The organism is Longibaculum muris, assembly GCF_004343035.1.
Lineage (GTDB): Bacteria > Bacillota_I > Bacilli_A > Erysipelotrichales > Coprobacillaceae > Longibaculum > Longibaculum muris.
This window is the reverse complement of record NZ_SMCQ01000022.1, coordinates 1-20,453: the sequence shown is the minus strand read 5'-3', so window position 1 is coordinate 20,453 and position 20,453 is coordinate 1. Positions and strand designations below refer to the sequence as shown.

General features: G+C 28.5%; 23 protein-coding genes. 5 read left to right on the top strand and 18 right to left on the bottom strand.

From position 1 onward, the window contains the following. Positions 1 to 58: 58 nt before the first annotated feature. From EDD60_RS12520 to EDD60_RS12475, 10 genes are all read right to left on the bottom strand, one after another. Complete coding sequence (locus EDD60_RS12520) at positions 59 to 250, bottom strand: nucleoside triphosphate pyrophosphohydrolase family protein (protein WP_207905353.1); 192 nt, start codon at positions 248 to 250, stop codon at positions 59 to 61. Between the two features lie 134 nt (positions 251 to 384). Beyond that, complete coding sequence (locus EDD60_RS12515; RefSeq protein ID WP_132226475.1) at positions 385 to 1,893, bottom strand: tetratricopeptide repeat protein; 1,509 nt, start codon at positions 1,891 to 1,893, stop codon at positions 385 to 387. Between the two features lie 68 nt (positions 1,894 to 1,961). Continuing rightward, positions 1,962 to 2,399 (bottom strand): hypothetical protein, encoded by a 438-nt coding sequence (locus EDD60_RS12510; protein ID WP_066447918.1) that lies wholly within the window; start codon positions 2,397 to 2,399, stop codon positions 1,962 to 1,964. A gap of 14 nt (positions 2,400 to 2,413) precedes the next feature. Continuing rightward, positions 2,414 to 2,815, bottom strand: coding sequence for a hypothetical protein (locus EDD60_RS12505; protein ID WP_132226474.1), 402 nt, complete (start codon positions 2,813 to 2,815; stop codon positions 2,414 to 2,416). Positions 2,816 to 2,851: 36 nt separating this feature from the next. Beyond that, positions 2,852 to 3,601, bottom strand: a complete 750-nt coding sequence (locus EDD60_RS12500; protein WP_066447913.1) for a GNAT family N-acetyltransferase — start codon at positions 3,599 to 3,601, stop codon at positions 2,852 to 2,854. Between the two features lie 8 nt (positions 3,602 to 3,609). Next, a complete protein-coding gene (locus EDD60_RS12495) occupies positions 3,610 to 4,470 on the bottom strand; it encodes a DUF2262 domain-containing protein (protein WP_066447909.1) in 861 nt (286 codons plus the stop codon). A 23-nt stretch (positions 4,471 to 4,493) separates the two neighbouring features. After that, a complete protein-coding gene (locus EDD60_RS12490) occupies positions 4,494 to 5,381 on the bottom strand; it encodes a DUF4240 domain-containing protein (protein ID WP_207905351.1) in 888 nt (295 codons plus the stop codon). 133 nt (positions 5,382 to 5,514) lie between these two features. Next, positions 5,515 to 6,237 (bottom strand): hypothetical protein, encoded by a 723-nt coding sequence (locus EDD60_RS12485; RefSeq protein ID WP_066447905.1) that lies wholly within the window; start codon positions 6,235 to 6,237, stop codon positions 5,515 to 5,517. Position 6,238: 1 nt separating this feature from the next. Next, the gene (locus EDD60_RS12480; RefSeq protein WP_066447904.1) at positions 6,239 to 7,099 is read right to left on the bottom strand and encodes an ABC transporter ATP-binding protein; all 861 of its coding nucleotides are present in this window, start codon (positions 7,097 to 7,099) and stop codon (positions 6,239 to 6,241) included. Then, positions 7,080 to 7,472: a GntR family transcriptional regulator gene (locus EDD60_RS12475; protein ID WP_243646679.1), complete on the bottom strand. Its 393-nt coding sequence runs from the start codon at positions 7,470 to 7,472 to the stop codon at positions 7,080 to 7,082. The genes EDD60_RS12480 and EDD60_RS12475 overlap by 20 nt, the downstream gene beginning before the upstream one ends. 178 nt (positions 7,473 to 7,650) lie before the next feature. Here EDD60_RS12475 and EDD60_RS12470 point away from each other — a divergent pair, with 178 nt between their 5' ends. Then, positions 7,651 to 8,097, top strand: a complete 447-nt coding sequence (locus tag EDD60_RS12470; RefSeq protein ID WP_066447901.1) for a Fic family protein — start codon at positions 7,651 to 7,653, stop codon at positions 8,095 to 8,097. A 70-nt stretch (positions 8,098 to 8,167) separates the two neighbouring features. Here the strand turns inward: EDD60_RS12470 and EDD60_RS12465 are convergent, their stop codons facing one another. Genes EDD60_RS12465 through EDD60_RS12445 form a run of 5 tightly spaced genes read right to left on the bottom strand, consistent with a single transcriptional unit; the run spans position 8,168 to position 13,734 of the window. Further along, positions 8,168 to 9,904 (bottom strand): MGH1-like glycoside hydrolase domain-containing protein, encoded by a 1,737-nt coding sequence (locus EDD60_RS12465; protein WP_066447899.1) that lies wholly within the window; start codon positions 9,902 to 9,904, stop codon positions 8,168 to 8,170. Between the two features lie 12 nt (positions 9,905 to 9,916). Then, complete coding sequence (locus EDD60_RS12460; RefSeq protein WP_066447897.1) at positions 9,917 to 11,194, bottom strand: PTS sugar transporter subunit IIC; 1,278 nt, start codon at positions 11,192 to 11,194, stop codon at positions 9,917 to 9,919. Beyond that, positions 11,191 to 11,517, bottom strand: a complete 327-nt coding sequence (locus EDD60_RS12455; RefSeq protein WP_066447895.1) for a PTS sugar transporter subunit IIB — start codon at positions 11,515 to 11,517, stop codon at positions 11,191 to 11,193. Before EDD60_RS12455 ends, EDD60_RS12460 begins: the two co-directional genes overlap by 4 nt. Beyond that, on the bottom strand, positions 11,517 to 11,849 hold the full coding sequence (locus EDD60_RS12450; protein ID WP_207905349.1) for a PTS lactose/cellobiose transporter subunit IIA: 333 nt from the start codon (positions 11,847 to 11,849) through the stop codon (positions 11,517 to 11,519). Before EDD60_RS12450 ends, EDD60_RS12455 begins: the two co-directional genes overlap by 1 nt. After that, positions 11,839 to 13,734 (bottom strand): BglG family transcription antiterminator, encoded by a 1,896-nt coding sequence (locus EDD60_RS12445; RefSeq protein WP_066447893.1) that lies wholly within the window; start codon positions 13,732 to 13,734, stop codon positions 11,839 to 11,841. The genes EDD60_RS12450 and EDD60_RS12445 overlap by 11 nt, the downstream gene beginning before the upstream one ends. A gap of 292 nt (positions 13,735 to 14,026) precedes the next feature. On the opposite strand from EDD60_RS12445, the gene EDD60_RS16480 reads away from it, so the two are divergent. Continuing rightward, on the top strand, positions 14,027 to 14,284 hold the full coding sequence (locus tag EDD60_RS16480; protein WP_318026110.1) for a MarR family transcriptional regulator: 258 nt from the start codon (positions 14,027 to 14,029) through the stop codon (positions 14,282 to 14,284). A 133-nt stretch (positions 14,285 to 14,417) separates the two neighbouring features. Then, positions 14,418 to 14,756, top strand: coding sequence for an NAD-dependent epimerase/dehydratase family protein (locus EDD60_RS12435; protein ID WP_066447890.1), 339 nt, complete (start codon positions 14,418 to 14,420; stop codon positions 14,754 to 14,756). A gap of 832 nt (positions 14,757 to 15,588) precedes the next feature. Here EDD60_RS12435 and EDD60_RS12430 read toward each other — a convergent pair. Beyond that, positions 15,589 to 17,145: a hypothetical protein gene (locus EDD60_RS12430; RefSeq protein ID WP_066447889.1), complete on the bottom strand. Its 1,557-nt coding sequence runs from the start codon at positions 17,143 to 17,145 to the stop codon at positions 15,589 to 15,591. Between the two features lie 149 nt (positions 17,146 to 17,294). Between EDD60_RS12430 and EDD60_RS12425 the strand changes: the two genes are divergently transcribed. Both EDD60_RS12425 and EDD60_RS12420 read left to right on the top strand, forming a co-directional pair. Then, positions 17,295 to 18,629: an MATE family efflux transporter gene (locus EDD60_RS12425; protein ID WP_066447887.1), complete on the top strand. Its 1,335-nt coding sequence runs from the start codon at positions 17,295 to 17,297 to the stop codon at positions 18,627 to 18,629. Positions 18,630 to 18,720: 91 nt separating this feature from the next. Next, a complete protein-coding gene (locus EDD60_RS12420; RefSeq protein ID WP_132226472.1) occupies positions 18,721 to 19,611 on the top strand; it encodes a tetratricopeptide repeat protein in 891 nt (296 codons plus the stop codon). 46 nt (positions 19,612 to 19,657) lie between these two features. Here the strand turns inward: EDD60_RS12420 and EDD60_RS12415 are convergent, their stop codons facing one another. Both EDD60_RS12415 and EDD60_RS12410 read right to left on the bottom strand, forming a co-directional pair. Then, entirely contained in the window at positions 19,658 to 19,930 is a 273-nt protein-coding gene (locus tag EDD60_RS12415; protein ID WP_132226471.1) for a DUF4351 domain-containing protein, read from the bottom strand. Between the two features lie 37 nt (positions 19,931 to 19,967). Next, positions 19,968 to 20,453 (bottom strand): DUF4351 domain-containing protein (locus EDD60_RS12410; RefSeq protein WP_132226470.1); only part of this gene is annotated, 486 nt, incomplete at its 5' end.

The following is a 20,453-nucleotide window of genomic DNA, read 5'->3' as shown; positions in this document are numbered from 1 at the left end:
ATATAAATTGCGTTCTTTTTATCACTCATAAAATCAAGATAGTGTTCATATTTTAATTTTACCAACGTTTCATATTTTTTTCATGTTTCTTTAAATAAACTTTTTCCAATTCTTCTGGTGATATTCCATAACAAAGCATCACATCATTTAAATACATCAATGTATCACACATTTCTTCAATAAAATGTTCTCTAACCGGCATATCTTGCATGATTGATTCATCACCTTGTTTTTTAATAATATCCGCCATTTCCCCTGCTTCAATAAACATATATAAAAGCTTATCTTTCGCATTAATTTTCATTTATGTTATGAAAAAATAACTACATCTAAAAAGGTGTAGTTATTTAAAAGTCATCTCATCTAAAACAAAACATTACATCTTTAATTATCATCAGTATGATCCATAATCAAAAAACTTTCCCCATCACGTCTAAATGAATGATAAGATACCCATGGTATAGAAGTCTTTTCAAATACTTCTTCTGCCTTATGAAGCAACTCCATTAAATCCCAAGCAATAAAATCTATATATCCATAATAAATACCTGTTGCCCCACCAATCACACTCACAACATCATCACCAATAACTCTTTCAATTTCTTCTTGTACATGATATCTAAATTCAAGCACAGCTTGATTATAATTATCTTCACCAGCAAAAACATATAATGGAAAATAGAAAAATCCTGCAACTGCACCATCTCGATGAAATTCATCTACACAAAACGTACTATTATCAATATAATCAATACTTAAATATGCATGTCTTGTCATTGCCACAAAAATATCTAATCGCAAATCAGCATTTTCATCTTTATTAGGTTCTAATGAATAAAACAAATATTCATTAAGAAATTCATCCGGGTCATTAGATAAATTGACTTCACAGTTACTTATTTCATCTCTTAAATCTTTTAATAAAACAAACTTTTCATTTTTTGGTTGCTTTAGTATTTGGACGTCCTCAATCAATCTCATTGCATTGATTTCACCAAGTGCCTGATCCAAAAGCGTATTGAAAAGCCACCATACTTCCTTTTCATTTTCTTTTTGTAATAAAGCAAGTTTTTCACAATAAAGTTCTAATACAAATTTCTTATTTTCATTCATTGTCAGCCATACTTGCACATCTTCACCTGAAACTTTTTGATCAAAAGCAGCTAACATAAGTTTAGGTGTATTCCCATTTCGACTGCCCTCCACTTGCCTTCCTACAAGTATATTCCAATGTTTAAAAATCGAAGAAGGGGCATGATTTTTAAAATAAACATATTTATATAAACGAGAAATATCACCTTCTGGGGTTAAGATTAATTCATATTTCATCCCATTAAATCCAACTTCAAAAGAAGCATTATCAAATGCAACAGATAAAACTTTTTCAAATTCTGCAATTAAATCTTGATAATTTTTATCATCTATAATTGCTCGCAAATGTGCTTCTTCGCTTTCAAACACATCCCAACATCTTGCAACTCGTTTGGCAAATGGTTTTTGAAAACGTGGAAGTGCTAAGCTTTCCTTACAGGCCTCTATAAAATTCATGGTATCTTGATCATTTGGTCGAGATTCTAAAGCTTTCATAAAATGATGAAGTGCCTTCACATCTTGATCCAAATGAAAATATGCATATGCAATACGGAAATTCCAATTATGCTGTGAACCAAGATCTTCCTCTATTGATTTCAATAATTCAATAGCTTTATAGAAATATTCTTCTGATTCTTGTCCATCACTATTTTTTAGATTACCAATATTATTATAAGCCCGAGCCAATTCACTTATCAGTTCTGCTGTAAGCTTCTCTTTTTCTAAACTCTCAATTGCATCAACAATCAATTGATATTCTCCATTTTCATTCCAAATCGCACACTTATTTATTAAATCCATAACGTTTTCTCCATTTCCATTTTATTTTAAATAAATCCTATAACAATTAAAAACATTTTCATTTTGAATTATCTTTCGCTCATATATTTTATAATTTCATCAGAAGTTAATTTTCTTACTTGCGTATGATCAAATTCCTTATACTCATCCACTGAAAAGACAGGTGCCATTTGCGAGCAAGTCTTATCTTTATTTTTATCTAAATATATTTGTAAATCATGCTTGTCAGCAAATATCTTATAAGAAATTCTTCCTTTGTTGTTTTTGATTTCATAAATACCACAAGCTTTTTTCATGGTATAATCAGCACTGCGTAAATAAAGCTTTGCTATTGATAATGATTGAAAAGGAAAATTCCACCTTTGTAATCCTCTCTTTGGATCACGCTCAATACAAATACAACGACCACAAGTTCCACAAATATATTGTGTATGATTTTTTAAACAATCCAAAGGATTACGCAAGGGTGTTATTCTTTTTTCATCAACATAACATTCTTCACACATTTTTCTCACTCTTTCTATAATGTCATCACATATTCACAATACTTTATTTCATCTAACCAACCATCACGCCACAATGAATATGTATCACCTTCATACATACTTTCTATTTTCTTTTTCCATTCTTTTGGACTTGAATAGTATTGCAAATACACATCATAAGAATCTTGGCAGATATTCTTTAATTTCTGTTCAACTATTCCCATTGACAAATGATTTGTTTTTGTAAAATATGAGAATATACAATGATAATGATGATTTGTTAATACCCAAACACTATTGTGACCAGAAACATTTGGAAAATATTTATCTTTTTTTAGAATATGAAATAACGTTTTATAAGTTGCATTATCTTTTAACTGATAAACCTTTATATGATCAGTCATATCATCAGCCATACAGACACTTTGCCGATTCACTTTTATTTTCACATTCTTCACTTTCTTTCATAAACATTATTTTTTTAAAATTCGTTTTATAGAATCTAAATTAAGTAAATTGACTGTTTCAAATTGTCCTTTATAAAAGACTGCCCAATTGTTAAAAGGACAAGGCAATTCTTTGGCTTTTTCTAATGTATCAACATAAATAAAAGAAACTGGTTGATTTTGACTACGACAATACTCCTTTATCATATTAATATATTGATGAATAAAAGGACATTGATCATCATAATAAATCGTTAATTCCTGATTTTCAATTTTTTCTTTTTTAGCACTTTGACTAAAATGAGGGATTGTTCCATCAAAAGAAAGAGCTAATAATTCATATCCACTTTCTGTTGTTTCAACAACTTCAAAACCATATTTTTTAGCAAAAGATTGATCTGATAACCATGCTTTTTGTCTTTGAGAACCTAACATACAAACTCCAGACTTTCCTTTTGATTTCGCATCAGCCAAACAATATTCCATAAGTTCTTTGGCATAGCCTTTTCCTTTTTCTTCTCCTGTTACCCATAAACAATAAATATAAAGATAATTTTCTCCAACAATAGGAACCCATGCTTTTTCTAATGGTGCATATTCAATAAATACAACTGCTTTTTTATTCAGTTTTCTAAAAACATGTCCTTCTTCAAGACGTTTTAATAACCATGCTCTTTTTGCTTCTACACCAGGATGAGGTTTCCTTGTTCGAATAATGCAACACAGATGTTCACTTGTTAGATTCTCAGTTGTTAAATTTATAAATTCTTCATTCATATAGACTCCTATCCTGCTATATCAGCATCTTCAAAACCACTCTCAATATTTCCACTGACAATAATCACATGTCCATAAAACAAATCACCATCATCATAAAACAATTCAAAATCCCCATCTAAAGAAACACAGACTTCACTAATTGATATACGTTTTATAAAATCTTCTTCACTTATTTCATCATCGCCTTCTTCATCCGCCCAATCATTGGCTAAATCTGTTAAAGACTGGGCAGCATATTGTTTGGCTTTAAGATCCCATTGACAAGAATCATCTAATAAAACTTTTAATGAATGTAAAGCATTATTTGCTGTTTCACTTTCTTCATCTTTATCTAAATGAATTAAACATTCTTGTTGATTGAAGATTCCTGATCCACTAAACAATCCTAAAGATTTATCTAACTTTAATTCACCACATCCATCAGGATGAATCACAACATCTTTTTGATATTCTTTTAATATTTCATCAAGACGTGGTTCATGACAATTTCTTTTTACAACTTCTTCAACTTTCAACCATTTTCCTTTTTCCATTTCTTTTTGATTGTATGGATTGATATATGGCAATGATTCTCTCACTTTTAATTGATAAATTGTTTCCTTTGCTAATCCCAATTTCTTTTTAGACGTACGACATTCTCTTTCCGTTACAAGCCATTGTAATATACTTTTTCTTTCTACCAATTCTTGAGTCGTTAAATCTATATAGGCAAGAGTACGTATACTTACTGTCCATAATTCTTCTTTACCACTTTTGCCAGCTCCCATATCATCTTCAGTAAGAACGAATATGTCTTTGATTTGTTTATCAAATTTAGCATCAAAATCTTTTTCTTCTTGTGTTAATTTTCTTTTAAAAATTCCCATATTTTTCTCCCTCTTTCATTTTATTATATATGAATGATAGCTTCCATTAATAGAAAGATATGATCACATTTTTGACATAGGCCACCAATATAGTATTTCTTTTGATGTTCATTCACTATATAAGTTCCTATATGAACCTTAAATATATCTTGTTTACAATTGGAACATTTCTTTATCCTCAACTTTAATTCTTCTGGTTTTTGATGATGAAACAATTCAATAACATCTCCACAATGTATACATATCAATTGAATAACTTGATTTTGTTGATCAATTTTCACTTGAAATTCATGATGACCACATGAACATTTAGCAACTTCTATATCCAATGGTTGATCTGTTAAACTTGATAAATAAGTGTCAATATCATCTTCACTCACTTCTTTCCAACCTTCTTTATTGCTCATGGTTTCATAACAATATTTTGTGAGATAAGGATATTCATTAGATTGTTTATGATGGCATCTTGCCCATGCACGTGCAGGAATCGATAATAGAGTTTCAAATTCTAAATCTGTTTTTAATTTTTTTCTTCCTGCTATAACTGCATTGTAGAAAGGCTTAGAATTAATCAAAGCAACACAACGTATATATAAAAATTCATCAGCTGAAAAGTTTTCACCTTTATAAATACTTTGCGCTATTTTTCTTGTATCTAATGTATATAATAATTCAGCCATCATTTCATCAAATGAAAAAATAAGTGTATCACCCCATTTAGCAAGCGTTTTTATTAATGGTTCTATAATCGCATTTTCATCTTCTTGACTCCAATCTAACATATCTGTCAAATAGAAAAAATCAAGCGGTGTCATTTTTTTGTTATAAAGAATAGCCTGAATATAAATAGGTGGTTTGCCTGGTCCTGGCATATAATAATGACGTTCTTTTTTGGTCTCATTATCTTTCATTATATTTCTCCCTCATATTATCTATTGTTCTTTACTGTTAAATTATAACATTTCTGCATGTTATACACATTCTTTTTCAAACATCTTATTAAAAAACTATCTCTATGCAAAGAGATAGTCCTTAATATATTTATTAACCTAGTTCTGTTCGTCGAATTATTGTATAAGATCCTACTGCTAAAATAGTTACAAAAACAAGTAATGTTAAAACTGGAAATATATAATTAATTGTCCCATTAGCCATAAAGCCCATGACTTCCATGAATAGTTTCAAGATATCACTTATAACTTCTGCAGTGAAAACGTATCTAAACAAAGCCACAACTAATAAGATAATACCTCCAAAAATAACTCCTAGATAAATTGATATAACCTTTCCTACTTTATTAATTACTAATATAACCAAATACAACAAACTACAAAACGCTACATAAAGAAGAAATAACCACAACCAATTCATAAATATATTTTCATAGCCATATAAACTACTATATAAAGACAGATAGCCACTATTTATATAATGTAACATATTTGCTACTACTGTATCAATAAAAGCCATTGTTCCAGAGATAAAGCAAAACATAGATATTGTTGCAATAAATATATATTTACGGGTAAACCCATTTTGAATCAACATCTTAAAGTCATCATGAAATCCCAATACACCTAAAATTCCAACATAAATAAGGGTATTTATTTCTAAAAAATTTGTTCCTATATCATCAAAATTACCTAACACAAGTCCTATACCAATGCTAATAAATCCTACGCTTAAATATTGTATTGCATAGAACATCCATATATACTTAAACGAAGTCATACATTCATATTGAATAATAGATTTCAATTTTTTCATATCAGTTTCCACCTTTCTCTGTCAATTTGACAAATAGTTTTTGCAAATTCATATTTGCAAATGATAGATGACTTTCCTTAGAAAGCTGTGTCTTTTTTCCTATGATATAAGCAATTTTAAGATTACCTAATTCATCATCCCCTATAACATTTTTATCAATACAATATGCATCTACTTCACTTGCAGGACCAGATACACTGTATCCCATTTCTAATAATGAATCTACATTAGATTGTAATAACACCTTTCCCTTGTCAATTAAGACAACTTCTTCAATGATATTTGCAACTTCCTCAATGAGATGTGTAGCTATTATGATTGTGTTTTCACTTTCTTCATAATCTTTTAAAAGTAAATTATAAAACAACTCTCTATGATTAGCATCCAAACCTAAAACTGGTTCATCAAAAATCACATAAGGTACATCAATCGCTAAAGCAACAGTTAATTTAAAAATAGATTGATAACCTTTTGATAAAGCCTTAAATCTTTTATTTGTATCAAGATTGAATTTTTCAGCTATTTCAAATGCTTTTTCTTTATTAAAACTATTATAAAATTTTTCTATCCATTTAAAATGATCTTTGATTTTCAAACTTGTATCATATAAGTCAACTTCACTCATACAAAAGATTTTCTCATGAACATTCATGTTCTCTTTTGCCAAATCATTATCAATTAGAATTTCTCCACTATCTGCAAAAATACGATTAGCAATGATATTAATAAGTGTTGATTTCCCTGCTCCGTTTCTTCCTAAAAAACCATAAATCTTACCATACTCAAAAGAAAAAGAAACATCATCAAGCGCCATTACATCTTTATATTGTTTACTAACATTCTTAATTTGAATTGCGTTCATCTTCATAACCCCTTTCTATCAAAGAAATAATTTCATTTTTCGTCATATGTAATTTATTAGCTTCCTCAATTAGTGTCGCTATAAATTGATTATAGAATTGTCCCTGTCTTTTCTGTCGTATTTTTTCAACTGCTCCTTCTTTTACAAACATCCCTAATCCCCTTTTTTTATAAATAATTTGTTCATCCACAAGTAAATTCATTCCTTTCAAAACAGTATGTGGATTAATATTCAATAATGCTGATATTTCATTTGTTGAAGGAATTTTTGTTTCCTCTGGATATAGACCTGTAAATATAGAATCCTCTAATTGTTCTGAAATCTGAATAAATATAGGCTTTTCTATATTCGAATTTATGTTCAAGTCAATCACTCCTTTCTGTTTGTATGTTTGTTACTCAAGTAACTAACTACCTTACACTTCTAATATATACGATTTAAAGAACAATGTCAATAACATTTAACAAATCTTTCTTACTATCATTTTCCCAAGCATGATATAATCTAAGAAACAAACAATTATAACCCCAATAATATGAAAGGAACGTCTTATGGATATAAAACTTATAAAAAAAGAACTTATAGAACAAATGAAAACACATTTTAAAGGTAATATTTATCATTGGACTCAAGTATCATTTTCATATAACTCAAATAAAATTGAAGGAAGTCGATTAACTGAGGAACAAACAGAAATGATTTTTGAAACAAATTCATTCATCACAAAAGCAGACGAAGCCATCCAAATGGATGATTTAATAGAATCCATGAATCATTTTAAGTTATTTGATTATATGCTTAAACATATAGATGATCCTATTTCCATACCAATGATTATAGAAATGAATACAATATTAAAAAGAAATACTAGTGATGAAGCAAATCCAAGATATAATATAGGTGGATTTAAAATCATTCCTAATATGATTGGTTTTATCAACGCCATTCATACAACCGCCCCACTCAAATACAATATAGTTAAAAATTCAAAAGAGTAGCTATCGCTACGCGATAACTACTCACTTAATCCTTCACTCTTGACACAGACAGAGCCGTTTACAAATTGTTTTATAATGAGGATTTTTCAATTATCTTTTTCAATTTATTATGTAAATATATAAATCCACTACTCGTCCAAGTATATGCTGGATCACGTAGACCTGTTCCAGTCTGAGCATCAAAGTTTTCAGCAAATCCTTCCCTCTTTATAATATTTAAAAATTTTATAATTATTTCTTTAACAAGTTCATTTTCACCTATTTCATCCAGCGAATCAATTAAAACAATCATTTCAGATGCCCATATTGGACCTCTCCAATAACCATCACTTTCATAGAAAGGACTCGTTGTTTTTTCTGTTGCAAATCCATATTCTGTCATAAACTCTGTTTTTAACTCATTAATCATCTTTGATACAATATTTTCGGGGAGGTATTTTGCAATAACTAAAGATGCATATGGTAAAATAGAATCTGATTTTATTATCTTCTGCGTGACTGTCTCTCTTGCAATAATACAATCATCAACAATAAAATGTTCTTTAAAAAGTTCAATAAGTTTTTTCTTTTGAGATTGAATCTTTAAATAATCTTTATGAAGCAATAAAGCTATCTTTTCTAATGTTTCTAATCCTCTAATGAGATAAGCTGTTAAATCAGGTGAATCCACAACAAAATTATTTATAAACACAGTACTATTATCATATCCAGAATCATTTCCATGATGATACTCAGGTATTCCATCATTATTACAATCGTGATACTCTAACCAATAATTTATTTGTTTATATAATTTATCATAAATATCTTCATACTGATTTTCATCGAAATCAATGTCTTGCATCATTTTGGATATAAATAATCCTTGAATGGGAGGTTTAGCAAAATTCCAGTGAATATTTGAATCATTCATTGAACCAGGTAATTGTCCATATTGATCTTGGAAATCATAAACAATCATCATATTATTATAAGCTAATTCATTATCACTTCCCATTAACCCAATACTGTTAAAACAGTGATCCCAACTCCATATACCTGGAAAAAAAGTATTTGAAATATAAGTTGAATATCTCTTTAATAATCCTTCTGGCTTCACTGTTGCTGACCAGGTAGTGTAAATAGCATCGACATAAGTTTGACTATACTGACTAAGTGGTTTAGGAAATCTTAAACTATATTCTTCAAAATAATTCTTAGCATGTTGAGCATATTTTTCATAGGTAAAAGCTATCTTTTCCCTTTTATTAATATGGGTGGGAATATCCTGAACTATAATATCAAATTCATCACCATTAATCTCAAATTTTGATTCAGAACTACCTTGCATGTCATCAGCATATTGTTGTTTTAAATTCATATCTTTAGAACAACTCACAAAATATTTTGTTTGAGATTTATAACTATTAATAACATAATAATCTTCTGTACCATCATTCAACTTTAATGAATAATCATATTTAGATTGTGGTAAAGTATCAAGCACAAGAGATATATTTTTACCTTTTACATGAAGAATGACATTTGAATCATTAACAAAACATATCTTTATTATAAATTGTTTACCTATTAATTTTATTTCATGATAATCATAAACAATACTATAATCAGCTTCTTTTCCATTACAATATGGTATGAGTTTAAAAACACCTGTACAATCCCTAGACTTACCTTTTACCGATTTGAGATACAAACCATCTCCTTTTGGATTCGTAATAATACCATGATAAGATAAATGATAATCATAAAATGCAATTGCCATATATGAACCATAATAACTGAATGGCGTATCAATTAAATTAAGCATAAATTTCTCCTATCATAATTCTACATTTTCTTCTTTTAATTTGCTCTTATCGAAAGCTTTAACAAATGGTATACAGAGTGCAATATATAAAGCAGCAAGGACAAGTTGCCAAATAAAGCCTGATATATGTCCGCCAGTTGCTAAAAAGCCATAAATACCGGCAGGTGTTGTCCATGGGACCCCTGTTCCATTTAGTCTAGCAACTAACCCTATAGATTGGACAAAATATGTCAGTCCTGCTCCTATCATTGGAAAAACAACATAAGGAATAAAGAAATACAAATTATACATGATTGGTAATCCAAAAACTAATGGTTCATGAATTCCAAAAATAGCAGGGACTAATGCCATTTTACATAATGGCTTTGTTTGTTTATTTTTACAAATAATCAAGCAAGCTATGCAAATATAAAGACCAATTCCACCCGTAAAAGTTTGAAACTCATTTGTAAGAATATTAGGGAGAGCATTTCCAGCTTGAGCAGCCAATCTATTTTGATCCGACATCATTATTAAGAATGGTGCTAAAACTCCACCCATAACAATTGATGAGCCATGAATTCCTAGCATCCATAGAACACCAGTAATAAATAGAGCAAGAATATATCCCCAGACACTACCACTTAATGCAGCTAATGGTTGACCAATAACAGTATTTATGAAGATATGAATATTTCCATATGAAGTCACACCAATAACAAGTTTAATAATTAAAAATAATATAGAGATAATGGTCATTGGAATTAATGAACTAAAAGAATCAGCAACCATTGAAGGAACTTGTGGTGGTAACTTGATTTTTATTTTATTTTTTCCCATTAACCATCTATATAATTCTGGAACAATAAGTGCGACGATAATTCCAACTATGAGACTACCAGTTCCAAAATAATTAGTCATAACAACATTTTTTTCATTAAGCACATCCCATGGCGTTAATAAAAAATACATGCATAAACTAAGTACAGATCCATACATGGGATCAATTTCACCTTTATACTCCTTACATAAATGATAAGAAATAAATAATGTTGAAATAATAGCACCTAGATTCATACTACCATTCATTATTGATGTTATAGCATTCTGCCATACACTGGCATCTTTAAATCCAAATATATTTGTTATAAAGTCGATATAACCTTGATAGGGAAAATATGCTATTAATAATGCAATTGCTCCAATTATAGTGAATGGTACATATGCCATCATTCCTTTTTTAATAGCATTTATATGTTTTTGTTCTGTAATCTTTTCAACAAAATCCAAAACTTTATCTTTAAATTTCATACTCTGTTTCTCCTTTCGTGAAAATCATTGAGTAACTTCTCAGCTTGTTGTAAGACTTTTTGTCCATCGCAACACCCATAAGCAACAGGATCGATAATATCTACTGGTGCCTGATCTTCTAATAAACGTTTTAGTGTTCTTAATTTATATTGAATCTGTGGTCCAATTAATAAGACATCAAAATTTCCTATTTCATCCTCTACAGAATCAATGTCAACAGCCCATATAATATAATTTTTCCCCTGCCTTAGAGCAGATTCTTCCATTTGTGCAACAACCATGCTAGTAGACATACCAGCATTACAGGCTAACATCAGTCTCATTAGTTCACTCCTCCTTTTGTTCTTAATTCTTCAAGTTCTTTATATATATTGACAAATTCTTCTGCTTGTTCTTTCATCATAAGTGCCATTGTTAAATGGTCTTGTGCATGAACAAGAATTACATCCATATTCATATGAATTCCTTGTGCTTCGGTTTGAATCAATTCAAACTGTATGCTATGCGCTTTCTTTAATTCATCTTTAGCTTTGTTTAAATATTCTTTTGCCTTAACAAAATCTTTTTCTCGTGCCGCTTCAATCGCTAACATTGAATAAGATTTAGAATTTCCAGCATTGGTTATAAGCTGATAAGATATTTTTTCATTTTGCATTATTTTCACCATACTCTCTTTCTATAGTTGATAAAATAGTCATTAAATCTTCAAATGTAGGATTTTTAATAAATTGATTCATATACTTTTCTGACATTAATAATTTAGATGTCATTTTATAAAAATCTTGAATATTCTTATTTTTCTTTTGCTCTATCGATATTAAGAATACAACTTTTATTTCTTTCTCTTTCCAGATGATTGCATCTTTTAAAACTGCAACACAAGCAAATGTTCTTTGAGACAATGGTTCTAATGGGTGCGTAAGAGCAACGTGATTTCCAAACTCTGTCGATGTAATTGCTTCTCTTTCTAAAATACTTTTTTCAAAAGTTTGAGGAATATCTTCATACAAAGAAATAGTATGACACATTTCTTTTATAATTTCTTTTCTATCTTTACAATTTAAATTGACTATAAATAATTCTTTTGAATAATATTTATACATATGTTGATTTTCATTTGTTAATATTTTTGAAATAGTTTGGATATCATTTTTATTTAAGAAATAGTCTATTTGTATAATGGGTATATCAACTTTTGAAAGAATTGGAACTGTAGAAAAAATGTAATCAAAATGTTGTATATCTATCTTATTTAATTCTCTTTCTCCACACGCTTCAATTTTATCAATATATTTTCCAAACTCTTCTTTATATTTGTATAGTAAAAATTGTGATGTTCCTAATCCAGATGCACAGACAATTAATATGTTTTTCTTTGTAACAAAAGTTTGTTCCTGTTCGATTGCAAGTGCAAAATGTAGAGCTATATATCCTATTTCATCATCTTCAATGCTTTTACCATAATAACTACTAATAATTGAACAAGCATATTCTCCGATTGTATAAGCATATAAATAATTTTCCTTGATTTTGTTTAATAACGGATTTCTCATATTCATATTTAAATTGATACGAAACTTCATTGGAACTAAATGTTTACATAAACCTAATTTCAATTCTAGGTTATGTCTAAAATCAATATGAAATTTTTCATAAACCCTATTTAATATATTTCCAGTTAACTTCATAATTTCTTGAGTAACAACAAAGTTTTCAGAATCAGTCCACATTTTCTTTCCAGCTAAATGTATGGCTATATATTCGACTTCACATTCTGGAAAAATACAGTCGGTTCTTTCTTTGAGTATAATACATATTTCTTTGGCCATTATATACTCTTTTTCAATATCTATATTCATCTTCCTTAATGAAATACCTTTGGGAACAATTGTCCACCCTTGTTTAATTCTGTTCATTGATATATAAATATGATTAATTAAATTTTGCAATGCAATATCAGACATTTTAAAATGATATTTTTCAAAAATTTCAGTAAGTATTTTTGATATTAAATTCAATTGATCAGCAATTTCACCATCATTTTCATTCTGAAACATCAAACTAGATAAGCATAAACGAAAATTAAATTCAGAACCAATAACTTTAATCCCATAATTTGGTCTTCTTTCTATTCTTAGATCATACTTCTTTATAATTTGTTCTAACTTCTGTATATCATGACTCAATGTTTTTGAAGAAATATATAATATATCACTCAAATCATCTCGTTTATAATATTGATTAGATGATAGTAATAGCCTCAAAAGAAATTCTACTCTTTCTTTTGAATTATTTGGGAGTTTATATAAATCATTTATTTGCTTTATAGATTGATTATAAAGATTTTCATCAATTATCTCTAAACAATATCCATATCTAGGTTTTGAAATAATCTTGGCGCCTTTTAGATTATCATTAATTTCTCTAATTCTAGTTCTAATTGTTTTATCACTACAGCGACATTCAATAGCTAAATTTTTAGCAGAAACAAACCTATTCTCACTAATTATTTTTAGAATATGACTATATATCTCTTCCATAATTTCACTCCCTTCCTATTACACTTTCTATTTTATCATTTATTGACATAAAGACCATCCAAGGATTTTCTACATTTAATATAGAAATTATTTCTACTTATATGAACTAACATTTATCTATATTATAAATATATTATTTTTTACAGTATATAAAAGTAAGTAAAATTTATTGAAATAATAATTACAGTCTTTATTGATAAAGTACACTAGATGTACCATATAAATATATAGTAAATCTAGTGTACTATATTGGAAGGTAAAAATGGATAAAATAATGATAGCATCAAAATAGATTTCTTTATTTTGTAGATTAAACACTCATATAAAACGTAATTTTCCAATTCATCCTAGTGAAAAGGGAATCCTTATTTATCTTGTTAAAACAAACGAAGAAAAAACACCAAATACGGTTGCAAAATTTTTTAATGTTACAAAAGCTATGTCGACAAATATGGTAACTTCCTTATTATCAAAAGGATTTATTCAAAAGAGACAATCAAAAGAAGATAAACATAGTTATATCCTTGTTCATACAAAAAATTCTATCTAACTTGTAGATAGTACTATTAAAGAATATTTTAAGATTGTATCAATATTAGAAAGAGGATTGGGAGAAAAAGCCTTCTAGGAATTAATCATTTTATCAGAAAAAGCAAATCATATTTTATTGGGAAGAAAAAATAATGGATAGAATTTTAATTACTGGTGCATCTGGAAACGTAGGCAAATATGAAGCACAATATGCCTTGAAAAATAGCCAACAAATTAGTGTTGCTGGGACACAGATAGATGGACCTATTCAAATATACAAAAACACCGCAAAGATAGTTCAATTCGATTTTACAGATTCAACAACATTTGATGCTGCTTTAGAAGATGTTGATAGAGTTTTTTATTATGCTTCCACTCATCTTGAAAATCCTGAAGATATAAAACCTTTTATAGATAAATTGAAAAGTATATTGAAGAGACTAGATTCCCATACCGTCATATTCGTCTTAGTTTCTTTATGCAAAAAATAAGTGGCATACATGACTTTAAAATCAAGCATTTCAATACAGTTATTATTCCAGCCAATCAATCATTAACAAGTTTTATAGATACAAAAGATATTGGTTAATTCACTGCAAAAAATCACTTCAACATTTGAAGATATTATGAGAAAAACATAGACATTTCAACAATTTGTAAGAAATAATTTAGCTGTCTGGAAATAACGATATTTATTAACTATATCTAAATTAGATTTGGTTCGACTTTCCCACATCTATATTCAAAATTATTAATGAGGTATCCTGATACTTCTATTTTTATGATTTATTAAATAATATTGATTACTATTTATTAACATTTCTATTTGTCTCTTTTGCTCATATTGACATAATATCCACTGATAATCTTCATTAAAGATTTCAGAAGGAAGGATATCTAATCCAGAAGCCATATTACAAACCAATCAAAATGATGAGTTTCTTTCTCCTTATTCCACTCTCGTATAATTATCTAATTTGATACCTACTGATTTTGCCATCTCTTACGATAGTGCATATTGTGCCTTAACGGGTTTCTTCAGACCTACAAGACTGTCTCATCGTAATTATAAGACTACTCATAAAGTCCTTCCTGAATCGTTTCTTTAAACAATTCATTATATCCCTCACCAAATTCCATACCTAATGCAGTTAAGATATCACTGACAGTCATTACTGATGGATCAGTCGAACCATTTTGAATAGATAAAATGACATTATAATGTTTATCAATTTTCTTAGCTAGAGTCGATACAGTTAATCCAGATGACTCTTATATTTCTTTCAGATGGGTTTCAGTTGCTTTTATACTGGCACGCATATTTTATACTTCATCCAATTTTACTTCATCTTTACAAACAAATTTTAAATCAAATAAAATCGATTTCTGAACATTGTGAGGAATATCATTCTTTTGATTCATCAAACTATTCATGATTTTTTCTTTTAACTGCTTTGATACTTTCTTATAAGGATTACGCTGATTGACTCTTAAATGAATGAGTTGACGCATTTTTTCATAAGGATAATGATAAAGTTCTAATAAATAAGGTAATCTTTCCCAAGAATCTTCCTCCAATAAGATCATCAGCAAATATCTTGAATGATGTTCAATTGATACTTTTTGATAAGTTTCATAAACCACTTGCGCAGTATAATGAACTTTATTTTTCTTAATAGATTGAAAAGCAGCTTTAGACAAAGTCATTCGTTCATCTAATAAAAAACGCCAATAAATATCTTGACCCTTCTCTTTCATTAAACGACTCAAGGCTTGAATTGTTACTTTTACAATTCTTTCCTGTTCACTTTCTAAATAAGGCAATAAAATATCAATGTCTTGACTTGTTCCAACTTCGCTTATCCCTAAAATAGCTATTGGATCAGGTAAATGATCATGATAATACTCTAAAATATTGATTTGCGTATGTTTTTTTAATAAGAAGCGTACATATTCACGAATTGCATGACTTTTATCTAATAAATCATTTTCTATACCCTTCCATATTCTTTGATTTCTTTCATAATAACATAACATGGCTTCTTTTCTGACATAAAAATTTAGATGATGTAAATAAGTGTATAACTTATCTTGATTCATTTCATCACTTTGTAAAAAACTTTTTGTAATCAATAATAAACAAAATGAATTTTTTTCTATATTTAATAATTCTTCAATCAGTTGATAAGATAATAATCCATATTCTAAAGTAATTTGATAAAAAGCTTTACGTATACATTCATCTTTTTGCATGAAGTTATGAATATTCAATTCAATAAGTAACTTTGATAATCGCTTGATATAATGCTTTTCAATATCATCTAATTGTGCTTGTTGACGTCTTTTAGACTTTTTTAATTTTATGAAAACATAAGAGGCATCAATCAACTCATCCAATAAAGATTCAGATATTCGCCAATATGACAAAGCATAAGCTTTGTCACGAACTTCCTCAACCCAATCATTCATTCTTATCATGATAAAAACAAGTGTATTTGGATAATCAACTAGTATGTTTAAACACTTCTCTCTAAAATAACCACTTGAATGAAAACAACCCATAATTAATAAACTTACATACCCATCCTTTTTAAAGAAATAATCACTTATCGTTTGAATATCTATATTTTGCCAATCAATTGACCATAACATTGATGTATAGTTACGCCAACGTTCCCCAGCTTTTATAATTTGAGGAATATTCATTGTAGAAAGATAGTCATTCCCTATGTTTCCTAATCTCACGATCATCTTTTGATTTTGATAGTTTAAAACTTGATAAGCATTCGCATATAAAGATAACCAATCTTGTGGTTTTTCTTCTAATTGTTCGAGTGATAATTGAATATATTCAGGAATAGTTTTTTTAAAAAAGTTCATCTCAAAATGTCCTCCTTTTCATTTCCTTTATTATATCTTATTGCCAATATATTCCAAAGTTAATTTTATGAAAGAAAAATATTTCATTTTCATTTCCCCCATTGACTTTCTTTATTTTTCATCTATCATATCTTTATGGGAGGGAAATTATGGATCATCAATTAACCAAAGGACCTATTACAAAGTCCTTATTACTATTTTCTTTACCTATGATTTTAGGTAATTTATTACAACAATTTTATAATATTGCAGATACTTTTATTGTTGGACAATATATTGGATCAAATGCTTTAGCGGCAGTTGGTTCTTCTTTTACCATTATGACTTTTTTAACTTCTATTATTTTAGGGTTATGTATGGGTAGTGGTATTTTATTTTCTATGTTATTTGGGGCAAAACAAATTGATAAGATGAAAACATCTTTTTGTCTTTCTTTTATCGGTATTGCAGTTTTATCCATTGTGATTGAGATTTTATGTTTATTATGCATTCATCCTATTTTGTCTTTTTTAAATATTCCTAGTGATATTTATCAACAGACTTATGATTATTTATGGATTATCTTTTGGGGGTTCTTTTTTACTTTTCTTTATAATTATTTTTCTTGTGTTTTAAGAGCTTTAGGGAATTCAAGAGTTCCATTAATATTTTTAGCTATTGCGACTATAGTTAATATTATTTTAGATGTCTTTTTTATTGTGAGTCTAAGATTAGGTGTGAGTGGTGCTGCTCTAGCAACGATTATTGCTCAGGCATTAAGTGGCTTTGGGATTATGATTTATGTCTTTTTAACTCAAAAAGATTTACTTCCAACGCGTCAACATTGTCATTATGATATTGAAGTCTTTCAAAAGATTAGAGATTATTCATTATTAACATGTATACAACAATCTGTTATGAACTTTGGTATTTTAATGATACAAGGTTTAGTCAATAGTTTTGGAGTCTTGACTATGTCTGCTTTTGCAGCTGCTGTGAAGATTGATTCTTTTGCTTATATGCCTGTTCAAGATTTTGGAAATGCTTTTTCTACTTTTATTGCACAAAACAAAGGAGCCAACGAAGAAGAAAGAATACAAAAGGGATTAAAATCAGCAATTTGTATTTCTACAATCTTTTGTTTAATGATTTCTTTTGGCGTTGTTTTCTTTGCTAAAGAATTGATGCTGATTTTCATTCATCCTAGTGAAATTGAAATTATTGCTCAGGGTATTCAATATTTACAAATCGAAGGAATGTGTTATTTAGGAATTGGTTGTTTATTCCTACTTTATGGTTATTATCGTGGAGTTGGAAAACCTGGTATTTCTGTTGTATTAACTGTTATTTCTCTAGGAACCAGAGTAGCTTTGGCTTATCTATTTGCCCCAACACTCGGTCAATGTGCGATTTGGTGGGCTATTCCAATCGGTTGGTTCTTAGCAGATTTTACTGGAATCTTTTATGGAATAAAAAAAGAAAATTGGTTGCAATTCAATAAATAGAGTATTTATAAAAGATAATCATATCTTTATATAATTTATTATTTAGTTATGATAAAATAAGGTCATATAACTAATCTAGGAGGAAAACTATATGTTTAATTCATTATTTAAAAATAAGGGTAATAGTATTGAAAATCTTCTTGAAAAAGTCAAAACAGCAGAGACTCAAGACTTTAATCACATGTTTAAAGCTTATTATCAATTAGGAAAAGCATACTTAGAAAAAGGTGATAATGAAAGAGCTATGCATTATTTATCAAGAGCTGATAGTTTAACTATGTCTATTGATGATATCAATGCTAGTGATAAAGAAATGGATGAAGTTTCTGATTTCATTGGACAATTAGAAGATGAAGATTTACTTCATTTATGTATGTTACAAGAAGTAGAAGAAAAGAGTGAGAATTTAAACTATGTTCAAATGTCTTTGTGGAATCTTTTCACACTATGTCGTTTAGAAAAAGTTTTAGTCTCATTCGGAAATAATGAAGATTGTGAAATATTGACAAAGATACCTGATTGTATTGATTTGGTTTTTAAAATATTAACAGAAGGAATTAATGAAGAAGAAATTGAAAATGCTCATGAATTATTAAATGATCTTTATGATTTTTCTGATTCAGAAGCATTCTATGCTCCACAAAATACAATTTCACTTCCTCAATTGAATGAACCCCTTCAATTATTTGATACAACAGGAAGTGATGCTATGAACTCATTACAAATCTTTATTGATCATGAAATTAATAATTTCTTAGAAACTGAAACTTCTGATGATTTCGCAGTTGATTTCGTTGTTGCAGCATTAGGGACTTTAAAAAGTTATTATCTACGTACTCAAGATGGAGACATCACTAATATTCCTCAAATTCAAAAAGAAATTAACAATATTAGAGAGGATTATGAATTGTTATTTAATAAACCATCATTAGAGGACATTGAATCTAAAATGAAACAATATCGTGAAAATGGATTATTTTAAAGAAAAAAGTTAACATCAAAAATCAAATGATGTTAACTTTTTTTCTTTAACTATGTAATATTTCTAAAATATCTTCCTGACTATTTATCATAACAAATTGCTTTGTTAATTGTTCTAACTCTTTTCGATTACAGTTTCTAATTAATTGAATTGTTTCTTTTGATAAATATCCAATCTTTGTCTTTAACAGCTCTATTAACATTGTCTTTTTTCCTTCCCTTTTTCCAATGTCTAATCCTACTTTTTTCCCAACATTCTTTCCTTCATTAAATCCAGCTTTTCTATTCCTTTTCGCAAATAAATCCAATGACGTACACATAATCATTATCTCTCCTAATCTTTGATAATCTTAAAAATCAGTTTAAACAGTTTTTCAATATTTCTAAAATATCTTCCTGATTGTTTATCATAACAAATTGCTTTGTTAATTGTTCTAACTCTTTTCGATTACAGCTTCTAATCAATTGAATTGTTTCTTTTGATAAATATCCAATCTTTGTCTTTAACAATTCTATTAACATTGTCTTTTTCCCTTCATTTCTTCCTTCCCTTTTTCCAATGTCTAATCCTACTTTTTTCCCAACACTCTTTCCTTCATTAAATCCAGCTTTTCTATTCCTTTTCGCAAATAAATCCAATGATGTACACATAACTACTTTCTCTCCTTCCTGTTCTTTGATTATCTTTAAAAACTTTTTACTATTAACTATGCTTGCAATTAAAATGGCAACTTCTTTTTTTACTTCCAACTTGATTTCTTCTTTTCCATTCCACCTATAAAACATCTGTATTCCTTGGATGAGGGCTCTGTTATCTTCATCTTGAAATAAATCAACATCAAT